Annotated in this window: 14 protein-coding genes; 3 read left to right on the top strand and 11 right to left on the bottom strand. The window is 25.4% G+C overall.

The window, feature by feature from the left end:
* Positions 1-7 precede the first annotated feature (7 nt).
* The 8 genes from CRU93_RS09575 to CRU93_RS09540 all read right to left on the bottom strand — a co-directional run bounded on the left by CRU93_RS09575 (position 8) and on the right by CRU93_RS09540 (position 6,516).
* Positions 8-805 (bottom strand): hypothetical protein, encoded by a 798-nt coding sequence (locus CRU93_RS09575; protein WP_258238884.1) that lies wholly within the window; start codon positions 803-805, stop codon positions 8-10.
* Between the two features lie 7 nt (positions 806-812).
* On the bottom strand, positions 813-1,070 hold the full coding sequence (locus CRU93_RS09570) for an NADH-ubiquinone oxidoreductase subunit E family protein (RefSeq protein ID WP_129103983.1): 258 nt from the start codon (positions 1,068-1,070) through the stop codon (positions 813-815).
* A gap of 24 nt (positions 1,071-1,094) precedes the next feature.
* The gene (nuoD, locus tag CRU93_RS09565; protein WP_129103982.1) at positions 1,095-2,327 is read right to left on the bottom strand and encodes an NADH dehydrogenase (quinone) subunit D; all 1,233 of its coding nucleotides are present in this window, start codon (positions 2,325-2,327) and stop codon (positions 1,095-1,097) included.
* Positions 2,328-2,330: 3 nt separating this feature from the next.
* A complete protein-coding gene (locus CRU93_RS09560; protein ID WP_129103981.1) occupies positions 2,331-3,137 on the bottom strand; it encodes an NADH-quinone oxidoreductase subunit C in 807 nt (268 codons plus the stop codon).
* Entirely contained in the window at positions 3,134-3,643 is a 510-nt protein-coding gene (locus tag CRU93_RS09555) for an NADH-quinone oxidoreductase subunit B family protein (protein ID WP_129103980.1), read from the bottom strand. Before CRU93_RS09555 ends, CRU93_RS09560 begins: the two co-directional genes overlap by 4 nt.
* Positions 3,625-4,014: an NAD(P)H-quinone oxidoreductase subunit 3 gene (locus CRU93_RS09550; protein ID WP_129103979.1), complete on the bottom strand. Its 390-nt coding sequence runs from the start codon at positions 4,012-4,014 to the stop codon at positions 3,625-3,627. Before CRU93_RS09550 ends, CRU93_RS09555 begins: the two co-directional genes overlap by 19 nt.
* Positions 4,015-4,433: 419 nt before the next feature.
* Positions 4,434-6,170: an ATP-binding protein gene (locus CRU93_RS09545; RefSeq protein ID WP_129103978.1), complete on the bottom strand. Its 1,737-nt coding sequence runs from the start codon at positions 6,168-6,170 to the stop codon at positions 4,434-4,436.
* Positions 6,154-6,516, bottom strand: a complete 363-nt coding sequence (locus tag CRU93_RS09540) for a hypothetical protein (RefSeq protein ID WP_129103977.1) — start codon at positions 6,514-6,516, stop codon at positions 6,154-6,156. The genes CRU93_RS09545 and CRU93_RS09540 overlap by 17 nt, the downstream gene beginning before the upstream one ends.
* 236 nt (positions 6,517-6,752) lie before the next feature.
* On the opposite strand from CRU93_RS09540, the gene CRU93_RS09535 reads away from it, so the two are divergent.
* The 3 genes from CRU93_RS09535 (at position 6,753) to CRU93_RS09525 (ending at position 13,092) form a co-directional block, all read left to right on the top strand.
* Complete coding sequence (locus tag CRU93_RS09535) at positions 6,753-9,170, top strand: tetratricopeptide repeat protein (protein WP_129103976.1); 2,418 nt, start codon at positions 6,753-6,755, stop codon at positions 9,168-9,170.
* Positions 9,167-10,696, top strand: coding sequence for a hypothetical protein (locus tag CRU93_RS09530; protein WP_129103975.1), 1,530 nt, complete (start codon positions 9,167-9,169; stop codon positions 10,694-10,696). Before CRU93_RS09535 ends, CRU93_RS09530 begins: the two co-directional genes overlap by 4 nt.
* A 77-nt stretch (positions 10,697-10,773) precedes the next feature.
* Positions 10,774-13,092, top strand: coding sequence for a tetratricopeptide repeat protein (locus tag CRU93_RS09525; protein ID WP_129103974.1), 2,319 nt, complete (start codon positions 10,774-10,776; stop codon positions 13,090-13,092).
* Here the strand turns inward: CRU93_RS09525 and CRU93_RS09520 are convergent.
* The 3 genes from CRU93_RS09520 to nfo form a co-directional block, all read right to left on the bottom strand.
* Positions 13,089-14,018, bottom strand: a complete 930-nt coding sequence (locus tag CRU93_RS09520; protein WP_129103973.1) for an AEC family transporter — start codon at positions 14,016-14,018, stop codon at positions 13,089-13,091. The genes CRU93_RS09525 and CRU93_RS09520 overlap by 4 nt on opposite strands.
* Positions 14,019-14,135: 117 nt before the next feature.
* Positions 14,136-15,965 carry an ABC-F family ATP-binding cassette domain-containing protein gene (locus tag CRU93_RS09515; RefSeq protein ID WP_129103972.1) on the bottom strand — a complete coding sequence of 610 codons (1,830 nt, stop codon included), beginning with the start codon at positions 15,963-15,965 and terminating at the stop codon, positions 14,136-14,138.
* A 371-nt stretch (positions 15,966-16,336) separates the two neighbouring features.
* Positions 16,337-17,182, bottom strand: coding sequence for a deoxyribonuclease IV (gene nfo, locus CRU93_RS09510; protein WP_129103971.1), 846 nt, complete (start codon positions 17,180-17,182; stop codon positions 16,337-16,339).
* Positions 17,183-17,402: the final 220 nt, after the last annotated feature.

Below are 17,402 nucleotides of genomic sequence, written 5' to 3'. Positions count from 1 at the left end.
AAATCACTCAATCTTCTAGCCTTTCTATTTTTACGGGTTTATAAATATACCCACATGATAAGAAATCATCACCTTTTTCTTTTGTTGAACAAATTGCAATTGTACTTTGTAAAGTATCATCTAATTTAATAGTTTTAACAGTTTCATCATTAGAAGATATTAATTTAATTTTATCTTTATCATTTACTTTTGCAATTCTTATAAAAGATGCACTTGCATAAACTATACTCTCATCTTTTTGTTTATCAACATAAGAGTAAATAACTGTTCCATTATAAGGAAGTAACTCTTCTACTTCTTCAAGCTCTTCATTATCTAATCTAAATTCAGATTCACATACAACTTCAAAATCACTATATTTATCAATTGCTGTTAACATTTTTTTAATATTTTCAACTCTACCATGAGAAAAAATATCATCACCAACAAATAAAACTTTTGATTTACTATTTTTAGATTTTTCTAAAATTTCTTCAAACTCTTCTTCACCAGCACTTGATTCAGCAGAGATATAACCAATATCCAAATCATCAATATATGCTTTAATTTTATCACTTGGATTTTGAACTAAAGTATCTAAAAGTAATGCACTAACACCCTCTTCACTACCTGCTTCATATTTAATAAACTGAGTATAAAAGTCTTTTAATGCTAAACTATCAACAGCATGCATATAAACAACTTGTGCACCATTTGTATTTTTTGCATAATTAATAAAATCAACTATATTTTCATTAGTATTAGCCAAGAATTGACCAAAACATAAAATAAAATCACTATTTTTTAAAACTTCTAATTTACTCATTTTTTTCCTATTCATCTTCAATTTCTTTTTTTTCAGGTTCTACTTTTTTTACAACTATTGTCCAATCTACTTCATTAAATTTAATAGAATTCATTAAAGTATAGCCATTTTCATATATCAAGTCTGCACTTTTTTGTATAGGTGAAAAATCTCCTATTTCAAATAAAAAAATCGCATTTTCACCATCTTTGATATCATCTTTTATTAACTGCAACATTCGTTCATAAAAGTTATCTTTTAAGGGTCTTAAGTCATATCTTTTCACTATTTTACCTCCATGTCACAATTATTATCTATCTATTTCACCAAATACTAAATTTAAGTTACCAACTAAAGTAACCACATCGGCAAGTTGATGCCCTGGAAGTAAATCTTCTAAAAGTCCTGTATGGAAAAAACTTGGAGCTCTTACTTTAAGTTTATATGCATAAGGAGTTCCATCACTTACAACCATAAAACCTAATTCTCCTTTTGGTGATTCAGTTGCAACATAAACTTCACCTTTTGGTGGTCTCATTCCTTGTGTAACTAAAACAAAATGTTGCATTAAAGAGTAATTTTGTGTCATAATTTGCTCTTTAGGTGCAGATATATATTCAGGAGCATGTGCCATTAATTCACATTTACTATCTTCATACATAGACGTAAGCTGTCTTAACATTTTAATTGATTCTCTCATCTCTTGTAAATAACACTTATATCTTCCATATGCATCACCCGTTTGTGCAATTGGAATATCAAAATCCAACTCAGGATATAATCCATAAGGCATCTCTTTTCTAAGATCCCATTTAATACCAGTTGCTCTTAGTGCGATTCCAGTAACTCCCCATGTTTTTGCCAAATCCTGTGAAATAACACCAACATTTTCAAGTCTCATCTTCCAAATTCTATTTTCTGTCAATAAACCTTCATATTTTTCTATTTCTACTTCAAGAATTTTTAAATATTTTTCTAAATCATCACACCATGATTTTGGTAAATCTAAAGGAACACCTCCGATTCTTATTGTACTGTGAGTTAGTCTTGCGCCACAATAATCTTCAATTAAATCAAGTGCAAATTCTCTTTCTCTAAATGTATATAAAAATACACTCATTGCTCCAACATCAAGTGCATGTGTAGCTAACCAAAATAGATGAGAAACAATTCTATTTAGCTCTAAAAGCATTGTTCTAATAACTTCTGCTCGTCTTGGAACTTCAATATCTAACAATTTTTCAACTGCTAATGCAAATCCATAATTATTTGAAGTTGCAGCAATATAATCCATTCTATCTGTTGTAGGTAGAAATTCATTATAGATCATATTTTCTGCCATTTTCTCCATACCTCTATGAAGATATCCAATATCCGGTCTTGCTTTTATAACTTCTTCACCTTTAAGTTCTAATATAAGTCGCATTTGTCCATGAGCAGAAGGATGTTGTGGCCCAAAGTTAACCACCATTGCATTATCATCTCTTTCAAAATTTATATTTTCAAAAAATGGTTTTAATCTATTTGGCGTTTGTCTTTGCATAATCTACTTTCTCTCTTTCAAAGTAACAGAGTCTTCTTCTTTAAATTTTTTGATAAATTTAACTCCATCATCTTCTAAGTACTGTTTTGATGTTTTTTGTTCATTATCTTTTGTAACTTCATCACCAAAAGCAACTTCATGACCAAGTCTTGAAAATCTTGTTGTATCATATCTATCAATTGCAGCAGCATCTCTTATTTCTGGCCCAATTACATCTCTTGCTTCTTTGCCAAAAATTTTATCAACTTCATACCATGCTGCAAATTCATCACCTTGTAATGGATATGTTTTTCTTAAAGGATGTCCTTGCCAATCATTAGGCATAAGAATTCTTTTCATATTTGGGTGATTAAGTATTTTTACTCCATACATATCATACATTTCTCTTTCTGCCCAGTTAGCCATTTTAAATAGACCATAAACAGAATTAATTGATTCTTTCTCTTGTATAAAAAACTTTAGTCTTAATCTTTTATTTTTACTCATTGATAACAATTCATAAAATATCTCAAAGCCATCTTTTGATGCTAAATAATCAATTGCAGAAATATCAATCATCATGTCATATTCTAATTCATTTTTTAATATTTCTATAACTTTTAAATTATCATTTGGATTTATATATAGTACTAAATGTTCTTTTTGTATATATTTATCTAAAATATCAACTTTAGAAGATAAATATTTTACATCATTTGCAAAAATTTCATCTTGATTAACATCAATTCTAGAAATTGTAGGAGTTACATAAAATCTATCACTAAAATATGATTTTTTCTGTACATCTTGTTTATTTACATATTCTCTCATACTAATCTCTTTTTCTTTATTGATCTAAAAATAGATTCTTTTCTTATTTTCTTTTGTAACATCATTAATGCGTATTGAAGTGTTTCAGGTCTTGGTGCACAACCTGGAAGATAAATATCAACTGGAATAACTCTATCTGCACCTTGTACAGTTGCATAAGTATTAAACATTCCACCTGTATTTGCACATGAACCCATTGAGATTACCCATTTAGGATCAGGCATTTGATCATATAGTCTTCTCATAAATTCTGCGTGTTTTTTTGTTAGAGTTCCTGCAATAATAAGAACATCAGCTTGTCTTGGACTTGCTCTGAAAATTGTTCCGAATCTATCAAAGTCATATCTTGATGCTCCTGCTGCCATCATCTCAATGGCGCAACAGGCTAAACCATAAGTTAAAGGCCACAAAGAGTTACTTCGTCCCCAATTTACTAGTTTATCTACAGTTGTTAAAGCAATTGGTGCACCACCGTTTGAGAAATAATCTACTTTATGCTGTGCCATTCAAGTGCTCCTTTTTTCCAAGCATATATAAATCCGATTGTTAAAAGAACGATAAATAGAATCATTTCAATAAAACCGAACCATCCAAGTATAATAAAATCAACAGCCCATGGAAACATAAAAATTATTTCAATATCAAATAAAATAAAAAGTAATGCCATCAAATAAAACTGCACTGATATAGTATTTGGTTGTTTTGTAGCTTCTGGTCCACATTCGTACAAAGATACTTTTAATTTCTCTGTATTTAATCTAGCAATTTTTCGACTAATAAACCTTGCTAAAGCTACTGTCAAAATAAAAGCGACAAAGGTCAAAACAAACATAACAAATACACCAAAATACGGATGAGAAAAATCCATATGTGTCATTATGTATCCTTAATTTCAAAATATTTTGCTTAAACTTTCATTAAATATTATCTAATATCTACTAAAGCTATACTTACACCATATTTACATAGTTTATTATATTTATGCAAGAACTATTCCAAAATAATTTCTAAAAATAGCCTTGAGAATTAAAGCCTTAGTTAATTAAAGCAAAAAACCCTTTTTGATGGGTTTGTTTATAATAATTTTAAATCGTATTTTATTTAACAATTACTTAAATAAGACTTTTTTTATCCTATTTAGCAAAAAATATTTACATCTTTTTTTACTAAATTTCATATAAAAAAAATGACCACTTTTATTATTAAGTAGCCATTTTTTTAATATATTTTACATAATATAAGTATTAGTTATAAAAGTTTATAATATTTTATTATAATTTATTTAAAACTTTTCTTTTAACTCATAAATCCCATCTTATTTTCACTGTCAAAATTACCTTTTAACTCTTTTTCGATTTGATCTTTAAATGAATTAACTGTAAAAGTAGGTTCATCATCAAGTGCAACTTTATATGCTGTATTTTTAATTATCAATTCAATTTGTCCACCAGTTAATTCATAAGTTAATAACTCTTCTAAGTCAAAATCTTCACTTAAAGGAAGTGCTGAAGGAAGAAGTTTTTTCCAAAGTTCTCTTCTTTGTTTTATATTTGGTTTATTAAACTCAATTTTATAATTGAATCTTCTTGAAAAAGCAGTATCTATTGATTCTAAAAGATTTGTAGTAGCAATCAAAATTCCATCAAATCTCTCTATTTGTTCTAAAAATATATTTTGCATTTGATTATGCATCTTTTCACTTCCACTATTAGAAGCTGTACTTCTTGAACTTAAAAATTGATCTGCTTCATTAAGTAATAAAATTGGTTCACTTTTAGTTCTTTGAACTAAATCTTTATATGTATCAAAAATATTTCTAACATTTTTCTCACTCTCTCCAACATACATAGATAAAATTTTACTACAGTCAAAACTAAGGACTTCTCTTTTTAAAGACTTGGCTAAAGCTAGCGCAGTAAGTGTTTTTCCTGTTCCTGCGAAACCATAAAAAATAATTCTTGCTTCAATTCCTCTTTTTTTCTCCTTAACTCCCCACTGTTTTAATTTATTTAAAACATTTTTATCTACTTGCTTTAATAATGCATTTAATGTATCTCTTGTTTTATCATTTAAAACTACATCATCTAAACTTTTAGTAGTAGAAACAAGTTCAAACATCTCTTGTTCTTTTATTACTGAATTTAATTTTAATTTTGGAGTTCTTTTCTTTTTCTTTGTAGGATGAGATATTTTATACAATATATCATCTGGAATAAAGAAGTTTCTATTAATTCCACCAAATCCACTTAAAACCTCATCATAATCTATTAGATTTTTAGAAACTAGTTTTGAACTCTCTTCTAGTAAACTCCTAAATTTTATCTTTTCATAATCATCACTAGAAATTAATTCAATTAAATAATTCATATCTCTAATTGTTCCATCTCCACCTGAATATTCCTCTTTTAATAAAGCAAGAAATATCATCTGTTCTTGTTCAGTTAAAGAGTGTTCTTTGAAAAAATCTTCTAACATTATTTCATGTTCAGTGACTTTTACTCTCTCTTTAATTCTATTTTCAAGCATTAAAAGTTTTGATTTTAATCTATTTCTATTAGGTGAATTTTCATCAAAATTTCTTTTTACCATATTTAGCTGTTTAGCCAAATCAATTTTAAAAAATTGATCTTGTAAATACTCCAAATGATCGCTATATTTTTTAATCTCTGGAAGAACGAAATCTAATGAACCATCTTCTAATAATTTTAAAAAAGAAGTAGATAAAGAAATACTTGAATTTAATAACTCTAATCTTGATATTTCACTTATTTTCACATGTTCAAAACTATTGTGAGCCAACCAACCTAATTCAAGTAATGACTTAATATCTTGTACTTTGTATAAATGTTCATAACTTTTAACATCATAAAATTCACTAAGTACATCAACAACAACCAAAGAATCTCTTCCTACTATATACTCTTTTGTTAAAAATTGTAAAATTTTTGCTTCTTCTAAAGTACATTTTAATTGTGAAAAAAAAGGAACTTTACTTACATCTTTTGCTTTTAAAAAATCAACTATTTCTGTCATTGCTTAACTTATCCTGTAATATTTTGTAAAATCTTTTTGCATTCTCATCTTTTTTGAATTCAAATTTTTCTTTATTTATATATATAATATTATTTTTGTGTTTTATGCTGCGTATATTATCATATAAAATCTCTTTTTTATTCTTTTGTATATTAATTGTAAAACTATTTTCTAATTTTAAAATCTTTTTAGGACAAATAGCTTTATAATATCCCCTTGAATAATTTGATTCTATACAATTTTGAGTTTTTATATAGTTTTCAAGTTTTGTAATATTTGAGTTATCATAGAAATTTAACGCTGTTATTGCTATAATAACAAATAAAATGATAACAATAAAAATCATTTAAATCCTTTTACTTTGAACAGGATAATACATTAATAACTCTTAACTATTAATGAACTATTTTTTTTTATCAAATTCCTACTGGTCTATAAAAAAATAATAATTTTTATCAATAAATAATAAATTATATCTTGATTTAAGATTAATTTTCTTATTATTCGAACTAAGTATAAAAAAATTAAAAAGCAATTGGTGTTTCAATAGATTCTAACAATAAAAAGACATAGGAAAAATATATGAAATTCATAACTCCCCTTATAATTGTATTTTTGTTTTTTACTGGTTGCTCAAATCTAAACTTAGGTACAGCAAGTATAGACTCAAAGAAAAACCTTATTGAAAACGCAAATAATGCAGACATTGGTGCAATGGCTGACCTTGCAAAATATTATAACTTCCCACAAACAAAGGAAGGATTATACCTTTTCAATAAATGGTATGATACTATATTAAAAAGTGATGAGCCAAAACAAATTGTAAAAGTTGCAAATGCATATTATGAAAATAAAGATATGTTTATTGATGGTGAAAAAAAAGCTTTAGCTTTATACAAAAAAGCTTATAAACTAAATGATACGCAAGCTGCAATTGAACTAATTAAATTTTATGCAAATAAGTATGATAAAGATAAATCAAATGAAATATTAAATAAAGTTCTTAATAAATTATCAAAAGAACAAGTAATTAGCTTATACAATTACTATGATAAAAAATATAGTAATTCTCAAAAAGAAAAACTATTTAAAATTTTAGAAAAAACTGGATATAAAAAACCATTTAATATAAAGTTTAATAAATTCAAAAGAGATTATTATAGATCATATAGAACTGAAAATAAAAATAGTGCAGATAAATTTATGCAAGATGTTATTGAATCAAAAGATGTTAAAAACATGCTTAAGATTGCTCAATTCTTAAAGAATAAATATAAATATAAAGAAGCATTAAATATATACAATAAAATTATAAAATTAGAAGATAATGCAGAAGCATACTATGATATTTCTGACATATATAAAAGAGGAAATTATAGACAAAAAATAAATAAAGACAAAGAGAAAAGTTTAAAATATCTTAAAAAAGCAGCTAAGTTAAATAACAAAGATGCAGCAAAAAAACTTTTACAGTACTACTCACAAAAACTTGATTATATTGATGATTATGAAGAGCTAAAGAACTCACTTTCAAAAACACAAGAAGGTAAACTAATACTTGCAAATTTTTATAAAAGTAAAGGCTTAAAAGATAAATCAAGTAAACTTTATAATGAACTTGCAAAAGATGATAATAAAGAAGCTATTATTGAACTTGCATCAAAAAGAGTATCATCTTATAATTTTAACCCAGAAGAGTACAAAATTATAAAAAAATGGCGAGATTATGTACTAAATAGTGATAATATAGAATTAAAAAAAGCACTACTAGAAGAGTTTAATAAAAGATATTACTCAAGAAAAAATAATAAAAAAATAATTGAAGAACTTAATTCTCAACTTAATTCTAAAAAAAATCAAAGTGAAATTAATATCTTAGATTTAAGAAAATTGGGTGAAAAAAACCTTTATAGAGATCCTAAAAAAGCTATAGAATACTACGAAAAAGCAGCATCTTATGGAGATGTTTATAGTAAAAGAAAATTAGCAAAAATTTATCTTAGAAAAGAATTTCAACAATATGATAAGTCAGTTGAGATTTTATCATCTTTAATGAAACAAGGAGATTATAAAGCAGGTCAACAACTAATAAGACTTTATAGATATCCATCATATCTATATAAAAAAGATTTAAAAAAAGCAATAAAGATATATGAATATTATGCAAAACAAGATGATATTAATTCAATAGATAAACTTAAAGATATTTATCTTTGTGGTTCTTGTAGTGAAGAAAAAGTAGATTATAAAAAAGCATATAAATATGTTAAAAAATTAATTAAATTAAGACATGATTCTTATGATTATGCAAATCTTGGTTGGATGTATCACTATGGTAAAGGTGTGAAAGTTGATCTTCAAAAAGCAAAAGAGAACTATTTAAAAGCAGTAGAATTAGGTAATTATGGTATGTATTATAATCTTGCATGGCTTTACTATAAAGAAAAAGGCAATAATGATCCAATTATTAGACTAGATTATAAAGAAGCAAAAAAATATTTAGAAGAAGGGGTTAAACATAACAGTAGAAAATGTATGAATCTTCTTGGTGTTTTTTATAAAAAAGGTCTTGGTGTAAAAAAAGACATGGAAAAAGCAGTGCAATATTTTAAACCTATTGCTAAATATGAAAAATATGCAGGATACCATTTAGCTAAATATTATGAAAATAAAAAAATGTATAAAAAAGCTGCTAAATATTTTGAATATTCTGCAAAACAAGGAAAAGCTTCATCACAAATTGAATTAGGTATTTTATATGAAAAAGGTCTTGGAGTACCAAAAGATGTTGAAAAAGCAATTTTATATTATCAAGATGCATATGCAAATAAAAATGATACAGAAGATAAAGATGTTGCAGCATACAACATAGGATTAGTATATGAATATGGAAAAGCTGAATATAAAAAAGACTATAAAAAAGCGATTAAATGGTATAAAAGATCTAATTATAAAAAAGCAAAAGAGCATTTAAAAAAATTACAAAAGGCTAAAAAATGAGAATAAAAAGTAATTTTGTATCTTCTTATAAAAAAGTAGTTTTATCTACTTTTTTATTAACATCTTCAGTTTTTGCAACTACAAATATATCAAATATAAAGATAAAAGAGGATTGTACACTAAAATCGGCTACTGCATTTAGAACATATTGTTACGAAAAAGAGTTTAAAGAAGGTAATTTTACTCATGCAGAAGATCTTATTCAGGGTTTATCAAGATATGATGACAACGAAAAAGTAAAAAAATATCTAAAAATTTTACAAAAAAAGAATAAACTTGACACATTAAAATATCTTTATGGATTAAGTAAAGAGAATAAAGAACTTTTAAATGATTTGAAATCAAAATCTCTTGATATGAAATATATTAAAAATAAAATAAGAAGAGGAACGGATGAACTAAACTATTATTATAAAAAAGTATTATCTTCAAAAAGATATGATAAATATGTAGATTTTGCAGAGCTTATATATTATAATGATAAAGACAAAGCATATAACCTTCTAAAAATTGCTGCAAAAAATAATAATGCAAAAGCAGCATACACATTATATACTAACAAATATTTCTCATATGTATCAAGTAAGCAAGCAAAAAACTATCTAAAAAAAGCTGCAAAACTTGGTAATCTTAAAGCATTAGATTTACTTTTTAAAAAAGATTATAAACTAATTTCAACAGTAAAAAAATTAAAAAGTGATAAGCTTATAAAATTTTATGAAAAAAACAATGCTTTATTAAAATACAATGATAAAAAGTATATTTTAAATAAACTTCTAAAAGAAGGAACTCCTATAGGTATTTTTCTAAAACTTAACTCTATTGAAATGCATAAATATGGATTTAATGAACTAATTCAAAATATTGTAAAAAAATATCCATCATCTAAATTTCTAGAATTACGACTTCCATATAAATATAGAAGATATCAAGAAGCTATACTTGAAGCTTATTATAAAAACAAAGATATTCCTACTTTACTTACTTTTATTACTTATGGAAATTCTAGAGCCAATAAAGCAAAACAGTATTTAAAAAGTTTAAATAGTAATAAAATATCTTTTCTTTTAGCTCGTGCAGAAGCAAAGGGAAGAGACTTAGATTCAGCTATTAGTATTCTTGAAAAATTATCAAATAAAAATTATAAACCGGCAAAAAGATTATTACTAAGTCTATACCTAAAAAGAAAAAACTTTGATAAATACGATAATAAAATAGCTCCTCTTGCAAAAGAGTTATCAAAAGAATATAACTTCGAAGCAATTGGATATAAATTACGAAAAATTGGTAGTCCAAGAGATAAAGATAAACTAACGAATGATCAGTTTAAAGTAATAATCAAAGATTTAAAAAAATTAAATGAACTTGGATTTTCTGCAGCAAGACAAGGAATATATGAAGTTTATAGATATATTTTGAAAAATAGACCTAACTTTGCAATTTACAAAGATATTAAAAAAGAAGTAAATATAGGTATTAAAAAATCTGATCCATATATGAAAAGATTACGATATTATATAAAATAATTCTTTTTATTCAAAGTTCTTATGAATAATTCATAAGAACTTATTTTATACAAAATTAATATTAAAAAAGGAGAAAAATGAAATTATTAATTTCAACATTAACTATTATATTAATATTAACTGGTTGTACAACTTTAGGAACTCCTAATTTAGATAAAGCATCTAAACAAGACCTAATAAAACAAGCAGATAATGGCAATATTAAAGCAATGGTTACTTTAGATAAAAAGTTCAACTTTGCACAAACAAAAAAAGGTCTTACTTACTATAAAAAATGGTATAAAACAATTAATAAAACTTCAAATAAAGAAGATATTGTTAGTTTTGCAAAAATGTTTAAAAAATACAAAGATATGTATAATAATGGTAATTTAAAATACGAAAAACTATTAAAATTTGCTGATAATAAACAAGCAAAATTTATGCTATTTGATTACTATATTAAAAACTACAGAATAGATGATGCAGTAAGAACAAGAAATGCCCTTATAAAAAATGCTTCAAAAAATGACTTAGAAAAAATTTATAATAAATATGAGATATATAAATATAAAAATAGAGCGGGAAGATATGAATATAAAGCCCAAGAGATAAAACAATTAATGTTAAAAAAGGGTTATATAAAAGAATATTCTAATCTAGAAGAAAGATATAATTCAAATGATTTTAGTGTTATAAAAAATAGTGCAGATTTATTAAAAGAACAAAATAATCCTGAAGCTATTAAGTTTTATAAAAAAGCTCAAACATTAACTAAAGATAAAAAACTTCAAGCTGAAATATATTATCAATTGTATGCTACATATAAATATATTCTAAAAAAAGACAAAGATACAGCAATTGAGTATCTAAAGAAAAGTGCCAAACTTGATTATGAAAAAGCTAAATATCGATTGATTTCAGAATATTTAAGAGATAAAGATTATAAACAAGAGTATAAAAAGTTAAAAGATAATTATTTTAAAACTATTGAGGGAAAAAGATTTTTTGCAAATGCATTAGCAAAAGCATACAAAGTAAAACAAGCAAACAAAATATTTATTGATCTTGCAAATAACAAAGATGCTGATGCAATTGTAAAACTTGCATTTTCAAAATCTAATTTTGGTTTTCTTTCTTCTAAATTAGACAATGAAGCTAAAAAATGGCAAGAATACATTATAAATAATCCTTCAAAAGAACTTTTTACAAAAGCAAAAGCAAAATTCTTTGAATCTAGTACACAAAAGTTTATTCCAAATTTTATAGAAACAATATTTAAAAAAGATATTGAACAAAACAATATAATAATTTTTAGAAAATTAGTTGATTATTATAAATTTAAAAATAAAAAATTAGCTCAAAAATATCTAACTAAAGCTATTGAAGCAGGAGATATAAAAAGTAAATTTGATCAAATTAATCTAATTTATTTAAGAAGACATGCTACTTTAAATAAAGCTATAGAAGCTCTTAAAGAAATGTCTGATAATGGAAATATTAAAGCAACAATGAAGCTAGCTGATATATTTTATTATCCAAGTTATAAATATAAACAATTGAAAAATCCTGAACTAGGAATAAAATATTTTGAGAAAGCTATCAATTTAGGAGATGAAATTGGTGCATTAAATAGCTTATATAACATTTATAGTTGTAAAAGTTGTAAAGAAAATCTATTTGATTTAAAAAAAGCTAAACATTATGCTGAATTATTAGCACAAAAAGGATCTTCAAAAGGTTATTTTGAGTTAGGAAAATTTTATTATTATGGTGTAGCAGGTAAAAAAGATTTAAATAAAGCAAAAGAATATTTCCAAAAATCTGCAAACTTATACAATCCAAGAGCATACTACGAACTTGGTTTGCTATTTTATAAAAATAGTAAAGTAAAAATTAAAGTAGATAATAAAAAAGCCTTAGAATACTTCAAAAAAGGTGCAAAACTTAAAAATTATGATTGTAATTTGATAATGGGAGATATTTATTTAAAAGGATATCTTAACTTACAAAAGAGCAAAAGCAAAGCAATCTCTTATTACGAAAAAATTGCATACTTAAATAAAGATCTTGCTTTTTATGTAGCTTATTATTATGTTAATGACAAAAAAGATTATAAAAAAGCAGCAAAATATTTCAGTATGTCTTTAAATAGAAAAACAGGAAAAGGTTACTTTGAATTAGCATATTTATATGAAAATGGTCTTGGTGTAAAACAAGATGTTTTACAAGCAGTTCAATTTTATGATAAAGCATATTCACTTGCAAAAGATAAGCAAGCAGCTTTTAAAATAGCTGAAATCTTACATTATGGTAAGGGAAATGTACCTAAAAGAGTAGATCTTGCTAAACAATGGTATAAAGTTGTTGGAACAAAAGAAGCAAAAAAACAACTAAAAATACTAGAAAACAATTAATGAAAATAGCTATTAAAAAGCATTAAAATAGCTGAAATTGAAAGAATCGAAACTAATGTTTCTGTAGTAATAATTGCAGACATTAGTTTCGTATCTCCTCCTAATTGCTTTGCTAAAATATAAGCACTTGAAGCCGTAGGCATTGAACCAAAAATAACTAATACAGCTAAAGCATCACCTTCTACATTTAAAGCTCTTGCAATAAAAAATATAAATGCTGGGAAAATTGCAAGTTTTATAAATAAAGAGCTAAATAGTTCCATCTTAACTTCATTTATATGTTTAATATGCAATCCAACGCCAACGGATAAAAGACCTAGAGGAAGAGTTGCTGAACTTAAAATTCCCAATGTTTTTTCTAATGGTAAAAAAAGTCTAATTCCAAAATAGTTAAGAAAACCACCAACTACACATCCAATAATTAATGGATTTTTTATTATTGATTTAAAAAAAGAGACAATATCAATTTTTTGATTTGATGTATACATTGAAAAAATAAGAATACATAAAATATTTATCACAGGAATCATAAAAGTCATTAATAAAGCAGCAAGAACAAGTCCATTATCACCTAAAATTGTTGCAGTTAATGCTAAAAATACATATGAATTAAATCTAATTGCACCTTGATAAACAGAAGTAAAAGCCTTTCCCTCAAATAAAAATATAAATTTTGATAAAAACATAGATAATAAAGTCAAAATAAGAAGTGTAATAACACCAGCAGAAACAAAAGCAAAACCATTAATATCATCTAAAGAAGCAGTTGATAACTTATATATAAGTAAACTAGGGAACAGTACATAATAAGTAAACTTATCAGCATGATGCCAAAACTCTAAACTTGGAAATTCAATTCTTTTAAAAGTATATCCTAAAAAAATCAAAAATGAGATTGGTAATAGTGCATATAGAATTGTCTGCATTTGTTTCCCCAAAATAATTAAAAATAAAAATATAAGTTGATTATACAACCTTTATTTTTATTTTTAATTAAGCAATATTCTTATAAAGAAAATTTAATTTATGAGAAAATAAAAAAGTTAAATTTCCTCTAGTTTTATATCATATTCATGAATTATTTCATCAAGTTTTAGTTGCGATTCTTCAAGTTTTTCAAACTTTTCTTCAACTTCTTTTTCATATTTTGAAATTATTTGTGATAGTTCAATTATCTTACTATTATCTGCAACATTAGAAGCTTGAATAAGTTCTGCTTGTTCTTTTTGTATCAAGTCTTCTAATTGAATAATTCTTTGCTCATATTTATCAACTTCTTTTTTCAAAGGATTAGTTTGCTTATTTCTTTCTTGAATAAGCGCTGCTCTTATTTTTTTATTCTCTTTTTTATTTATTTTAGGAGCTTTTTTTACTTTTTCATCAACTTCTTCATCTTCCCAGCCAATTTTTTCCAAGAACTCATCATATGTACCATCAAAATATGTAGCTTGGTCTTTAGAAAATACAATCAATCTATCACAAACTTGACGTAATAGTTCTTCACTATGTGTAACAATAATACAAGAACCTTTAAAGTTTTTAATTGCTTTTGTCAAAGAGTCAATTGATTGCATATCTAAGTGGTTTGTTGGTTCATCTAAAAAAAGAAGATTTACATCTCTTGCTAAAATTTGAGCTAACATAACTCTACTTTTTTCTCCACCTGAAAGTAATGATATTTTTTTCTTTACATCATCTCCACTAAATAGCATAGAACCACAAATACTTCTAACAGTAGATTCTGGTAACTTTGAGTTCCCAAGATACACCTCATCCATTATTGTATTTTTAGGGTTTAATTGCGAGATATTTGTTTGTCCAAAATGGGCAAAAGAAGTAGAAGTATGATAATTTACTGTTCCTTCTAATTGTTTTAATTCTTGTGCAATTGTATTTAGTAAAGTTGATTTACCTTTACCATTTTTTCCTATAATCCCTAATGTTTCTGACTTATTTAAAGTAAAAGAGATGTCTTTAAATAATATATTATCTTGCGTATATCCAAAACTAAGGTTTTTTACATCTAATAATACTTTTGCAGGTGTGTCTTTAAAATTAAAATCAAAATCTATAGTTCCTTCATTAACTATATCATCCATCTCATCCATTTTTTCTAATAGTTTTACTTTTGATTGTGCTTGTGCTGCTGTTGAAGCTCTTGCTTTATTTTTAGCAATAAACTCTTCTAACTCTTTTCTTTTTTTATCTTGTGCAATTTTTTGCTTTTCATGGTGTTCATCATTTGCTTCTAATTGTTCATAAAACTTATGGGTATTACCTTCTAATATAAAAAGACTTTTCCTAATAATACCCATAGTATGAGTAGTAATAGCATCCATAAAATCTCTATCATGTGTAATAAGAATAACTTCACCATCAAAGTTTTTTAAAAAGTTTTTTAACCATCTTAAAGACAAAATATCTAAGTAGTTAGTAGGTTCATCTAAAAGTAAAAGATTTGGTTCAGTTATTAATAATTTTGCTAAATTTATTCTAATTTGATAACCACCCGAAAAAGATAAAGGATCTTTTTCTAAATCCTCTTTGGAAAAACCTAAACCAAAAAGTATCTTTTCAACCTTATAAATACTATATTTATCCTCTTCACTTAAAGCAAGTGCTGTTTCATCTCTTAAAGTCTTTTCACTAAATTCTAAATGTTGCTTTAATGCACCAATTTTATAGCCTTTAGGAATTGATATTTCCCCTGCATCACAAGACTCTTCTTCTAAAATAAGTTTAAATAAAGTAGATTTACCAGAACCATTTCTACCTACTAAACCTACCCTATTCCCAGCATTTAATCTAAAACTCAAATCAGAAAAAAGCTCTTTTGTTCCAAAATGTTTTGTTATGTTTGACAGTTGTATCATCTATATATTCTTTTTCATATTTTTATATTTATTGCTTTTATCAATAGAAATAGTATTCTATCTAAATGGTGCTTTTACAAGTTTAATTTTAGTAAATTGCTTTTAATCTTGAAAGAATTGAGGTTAATATAACTTTATCAATTTCTATATCTAATCGTGAAGCTACTAAACTTTGTAATTCAATGGCCTTTTAAATTGATTAATAACATTCTTTTCAGCTTTTTTTTAGAATTTCTGGATATTTTCTAACAACTTCTTCTGCCCATTCTGAAACAGTTACAAAATCATCAAAACTTTTTAATGTTTCTAAATATTTTTCATTTATTTTCATAGTTTTCCTATTAATGTATACTTTGAACTTTTTCTAATTCTTACTTCTCAACTAAATCATAAAGTGCTTGTATCTCTTCAGCCCAAATTGTCTCATCGATTGTCTCAAGTACAAGTGGAATATCATCCATTCTTTCATCATTCATAATGAATTTAAATGCATCCCAACCTATTTTACCTTGACCTAAACTATCATGTCTATCTACTCTACTTCCAAGTTCTGGTTTTGAATCATTTATATGCATTCCCATAAGATATTGTCTTCCAACTATATCATCAAATTCACCCCAAGTTTTATCATAAGCTTCTTTTGTTCTTATGTCATAACCTGCTGTGAACATATGACATGTATCAATACATACTCCCACTCTACTTTTATCTTCAATTTTATCAATGATATAAGCTAAATGTTCAAATTTATATCCAAGGTTACTTCCTTGACCTGCTGTATTTTCTATTACAAGTTTTACATCATTTGTAGCATCAATTGCTTGATTCATTGAAAGTGCAATTCTATCTAAGCACTCTTCTTCACTTATTTTTCTAAGGTGACTTCCTGGATGAAAATTCAATCTATCAAGTTTAAGAATCTCACATCTTTGTAATTCATGAATAAAACCATCTAGTGATTTTTGTCTTTTCTCTTCTTCTGGATGACCTAAGTTTATAAGGTAACTATCATGTGGTAAAATATGTTTTGTTTGAATACCACTTTTTTCTAATTCTTCAAACCATTTATCAATAGTTTTTGAATCTAACTCTTTTGCTTTCCATTGTCTTTGATTTTTTGTAAAAAGAGCAAAAGCTTTTGCACCTATTTGTGTTGCATTTATTGGGGCATTATAAACACCTCCACTTGCACTTACATGAGCTCCAACATATTTCATTTTATTTCCTATTTTAATTTTTGTGATGATACAAAAATGCATCTTTAAAGTAAATTTACTTTCACCAAAGAAAAAATCTATAAATTTTATCAAAGTTTTACACTTAAAGTTTTAATATTATACTTTAAATACAAGCTTAATCTAAAGAAGCATTAAAATTATAGCTATTTTACATAATTTATAAATATCTGAAATGTTTTTTCATTACTTTATTAATATA

Origin of the sequence: Arcobacter sp. CECT 8985 (genome assembly GCF_004116495.1) — a bacterium.
GTDB lineage: Bacteria > Campylobacterota > Campylobacteria > Campylobacterales > Arcobacteraceae > Malaciobacter.
The sequence above is the reverse complement of the archived record's forward strand: the minus strand, read 5'-3'. Positions and strand labels throughout refer to the sequence as shown.

Excerpts from the sequence above, each read along its gene's own strand:
- CRU93_RS09535 (WP_129103976.1), top strand. The coding sequence starts at position 6,753 with ATGAAATTCATAACTCCCCTTATAATTGTATTTTTGTTTTTTACTGGT.
- nuoD (WP_129103982.1), bottom strand. The coding sequence starts at position 2,327 with ATGCAAAGACAAACGCCAAATAGATTAAAACCATTTTTTGAAAATATA.
- CRU93_RS09575 (WP_258238884.1), bottom strand. The coding sequence starts at position 805 with ATGAGTAAATTAGAAGTTTTAAAAAATAGTGATTTTATTTTATGTTTT.
- CRU93_RS09525 (WP_129103974.1), top strand. The coding sequence starts at position 10,774 with ATGAAATTATTAATTTCAACATTAACTATTATATTAATATTAACTGGT.
- CRU93_RS09540 (WP_129103977.1), bottom strand. The coding sequence starts at position 6,516 with ATGATTTTTATTGTTATCATTTTATTTGTTATTATAGCAATAACAGCG.
- nfo (WP_129103971.1), bottom strand. The coding sequence starts at position 17,182 with ATGAAATATGTTGGAGCTCATGTAAGTGCAAGTGGAGGTGTTTATAAT.
- CRU93_RS09515 (WP_129103972.1), bottom strand. The coding sequence starts at position 15,965 with ATGATACAACTGTCAAACATAACAAAACATTTTGGAACAAAAGAGCTT.
- CRU93_RS09560 (WP_129103981.1), bottom strand. The coding sequence starts at position 3,137 with ATGAGAGAATATGTAAATAAACAAGATGTACAGAAAAAATCATATTTT.
- CRU93_RS09555 (WP_129103980.1), bottom strand. The coding sequence starts at position 3,643 with ATGGCACAGCATAAAGTAGATTATTTCTCAAACGGTGGTGCACCAATT.
- CRU93_RS09545 (WP_129103978.1), bottom strand. The coding sequence starts at position 6,170 with ATGACAGAAATAGTTGATTTTTTAAAAGCAAAAGATGTAAGTAAAGTT.
- CRU93_RS09520 (WP_129103973.1), bottom strand. The coding sequence starts at position 14,018 with ATGCAGACAATTCTATATGCACTATTACCAATCTCATTTTTGATTTTT.
- CRU93_RS09530 (WP_129103975.1), top strand. The coding sequence starts at position 9,167 with ATGAGAATAAAAAGTAATTTTGTATCTTCTTATAAAAAAGTAGTTTTA.
- CRU93_RS09550 (WP_129103979.1), bottom strand. The coding sequence starts at position 4,014 with ATGACACATATGGATTTTTCTCATCCGTATTTTGGTGTATTTGTTATG.